General features: G+C 68.1%; 3 protein-coding genes. 1 reads left to right on the forward strand and 2 read right to left on the reverse strand.

Annotated features, from left to right (window positions below; genetic code table 11):
• Positions 1 to 412 precede the first annotated feature (412 nt).
• Together IG08_RS0153045 and IG08_RS0153050 are read right to left on the reverse strand one after the other, a co-directional pair.
• The gene (locus IG08_RS0153045; RefSeq protein WP_030621983.1) at positions 413 to 781 is read right to left on the reverse strand and encodes a hypothetical protein; all 369 of its coding nucleotides are present in this window, start codon (positions 779 to 781) and stop codon (positions 413 to 415) included.
• A 95-nt stretch (positions 782 to 876) separates the two neighbouring features.
• A complete protein-coding gene (locus IG08_RS0153050) occupies positions 877 to 1,959 on the reverse strand; it encodes an esterase-like activity of phytase family protein (RefSeq protein WP_030621986.1) in 1,083 nt (360 codons plus the stop codon).
• Positions 1,960 to 2,516: 557 nt separating this feature from the next.
• On the opposite strand from IG08_RS0153050, the gene IG08_RS55475 reads away from it, so the two are divergent.
• Positions 2,517 to 2,708 carry a helix-turn-helix transcriptional regulator gene (locus IG08_RS55475; protein WP_052425358.1) on the forward strand — a complete coding sequence of 64 codons (192 nt, stop codon included), beginning with the start codon at positions 2,517 to 2,519 and terminating at the stop codon, positions 2,706 to 2,708.
• Positions 2,709 to 2,992: the final 284 nt, after the last annotated feature.

A 2,992-nucleotide genomic window follows, 5' to 3' on the forward strand; every position in this document is an offset into this window, starting at 1 on the left:
TGGTCAGGGAGCGGCCGCCTGCATCAGGTGTGCGCCCCGGGCAAACGCCCGCGCACTCCCACACGTTGATCGCCTACACCATCACGCGGGACGCCATCCTTCCGAAGTGGTTCTGAACTGCGGTTTTCCTATACATCGCTGAATGGCTGGACAGTACCCGCAGAGGGTGGGGTGGCCAAGGGGTGGCCATCTGCGCAGCGTTGGTGCATGGGAGGGTTCCGGCGCGGACGGATGGATGCTGATCCGGGCGCCAGGGTGTTGTCGATGCTCTACAACACCCTCTGAACGTCGCGTCAGGTCAGGCGGCGGCGCGTCCACCAGACGCAGAGGATCCCGAAGCTGAGGCCGAGGCCGAGGTAGATGCCGGTCTACGCCCACTGGAGGGCCCAGAAGTTGCCGGCGGGGTGGTAGATCAGGTGCTGGTTGGTAGTCGGCCTTGGCGAGGGCGGAGGTGCAGGTCTTCAGCGAGTCGCAGTCGGTGCAGGCTGACGGAATGCTCGTGGCGGCGTGGCCGGAGGCGTCGAGGGTCTTGCGCGGAGATGGCCCAGGCGCCCGGTTTGTCGATGTCCATGTGGGAGACGGAGTCGATGCCGTAGTTCGCCGGTGTGTCCGCGGTGAACGGCACGGTGATGGTGGTGGAAGGGGCCAGGCGGGGGCGGATCCACAGGGGCATGACGGTCTGGACGGCGGTGAAGGCGGCGAGGGTGGCGGCCATGGCGGGCACCGTGCGGCGGATGACGAGGCCGAGGCTGACGCCGAGGGCGACCGGGTCGGTGTGCACGGTCCTGCCGGTCGACGTCGGTCACGATGCGGTGGTGGTGTTCCTCTTTGTGGCCGCCCGGGGGTGGGAACGCCCCCGGGCGGCTGCCGGGTTGCTCAGTGCGGTAGGGCGACGTCGAGGGAGTACAGGCGGGTGATCTGGGTCTCCCGCTCGTTGTCGTCGCTGACCAGCAGGATCCTCAGGCGTCCGGCGGCCGTGCGGCCGGTCACGGCGAGTCCTTCGATGTTGTCCAGCAGGGGGTTGGGTTGGGGCTGTTCGGCTGTGGCGCCGAGAGTCGGGCAGTCGGCGAGGTCGGCCAGCAGGGTCTTGGGGGCCAGGCGGGCCGAGCTGTCGGAGGTCAGGTTCTCGGTTCCGCTCACGTCGTCGGCCCGGCGTGGGTCGGCCAGGTAGAGGCGGACGGTGTTGCCGACATCGGTGGTGAAGCCGCGTTCGAGGACGAGTAGCCGGCCGTCTCCGGCCGGGGCGAGCTCGACGACTCCGAGGCCCTGGTCGGCCTGGTAGCCGTACTGGGCACCGGTCTTGAAAGGCTTGCCGACGCCGGCGCGCTGCCAGGTCTGCAGCCGCACCACGCCGGTCTCGTCGCCGGAGAGCGCGCCCTCCATGGAGGCGACCAGCGTGCGTCCGCCGGGCTGGAGCGTCAGTCCCTCGAAGGTCTGGTTGCGCACGGCCCGTCCCGCAGGGGCGACGGCGAGGGCGGCCGGTACCGGCAGCGCCTCGACCGCCGTGCCGTCGCGGTCGTAGCGGGTGACGGAGGGCTCGGTCTCGGAGCTGATCAGCCGGGTGCCGTCCAGGTCGACGGCCAGTCCCTCGGAGTCCGGTGCCGCACCGTTCAGGTCGGTCAAAGGGGCCACCGACATCGCCTCGGCGCTCAACGTGCCGGCCTTTTCCCGTACGTCGAGCGAGTAGAGGTACGACTCGTCGGACACGGCGGCGATGTGGCCACCGCGGTCGACGGCGAGGGCGGACAGGTTGCCCACGTAGACGCCGTCCAGCGTCTTCTTGTCGAGGTCGTCGGAGAACGCCCGTATGCGCACGAGGCCGGAGCAGTCGCGCGACAGGGCGGAGGGGACCGGTGAGGACAGGGCAGGGGAGTCGGCGTGGGCGGCACCTTGGACCAGTGCGATACCCATGACCATGCTCATGGTGGTTACGGCAGTGATCGACGTACTCAAGCGCATGCGAAGACTCCTTGAGCGCCAGAACGAAGGGAGAGGGTTGTCCCGGCGCGGGTCTGCGCACGTTGGGCGTCCTCGGCCAACATCCGGGTGGCACGTACGCCTTGGGCATCACGGCATGGCCGCACTGAGGCGTGCGGGACTACGAAGGAAGGGGCGTACGGCCGAGCACCGCGCGGGCTCAACAAAATGTCAATCTACAGTGCGGGGGTGCGGGTTGTCTCTACCCGCGTAGCAGTTGCACGTTGGGCAACTTGGGCCCCGGGAGCTCCGGAACACCCCGGGCTGTGACCGCCCATGCCCCCCGTCGACGCCGGACCGGCGCTTCTGCCGGTCGCGTACGGTCTTCGGCCCGGGCTCGGCCCGCCAGCTTGTCCGATGCGGTCCGGCAGGTCGGCCACACGGCGAACGCGATCGAGGTCCACCCGGCTGTCGCCCGGCGGAACAACGGGTTCTGACGTATCGGCTACCCGTGACTGATCAACCTATTCGGGAGCCAACTCTCCTGATTCTGACGGCACTTGCAGGCAGCCCCCAGCATGGCTACAGCCTCATGCGGGATGTCGAAGACATTTCACAGGGTCGCGTGTGCCTTCGGAGTCGGCACGCTCTACGGCGCTCTGGACCGACTTCTCAAGGACGAACTCGTCCGTGTCGAGGAGGAGGTGGCCGTCGAGGGGCGCCTGCGATGTACCTATGCCCAGACGGAGGCCGGCTCCCAGGTTCTGTCGGCCAGAGCGATCGGGTTGTGAGCGGTAGGTCGTTGTGATCATGTCACCGGCCTGTGACAGCGTTGTCCAGGAACGAAGACGCCGGGAACCCTTCGGTTCACAGCCCCCTCATAATGATCAAGCAAGCACCGAGAAGCCGAACCTACTTCGGCCTCAACTTACCGATTGCCAAGGGGATTTCATGTCCAGCGTCCGTCGCAAGGCCTTCCTCGTCTCCGCAGCCCTCGTGGGCGGCGCCATGCTGATGACCGCGTGCCAGGACACGGACGCGGACACGGCCACGGACACCGGTGCCGCGCAGTCCT

Origin of the sequence: Streptomyces fulvoviolaceus (genome assembly GCF_000718165.1) — a bacterium.
Taxonomy (GTDB): domain Bacteria; phylum Actinomycetota; class Actinomycetes; order Streptomycetales; family Streptomycetaceae; genus Streptomyces; species Streptomyces fulvoviolaceus.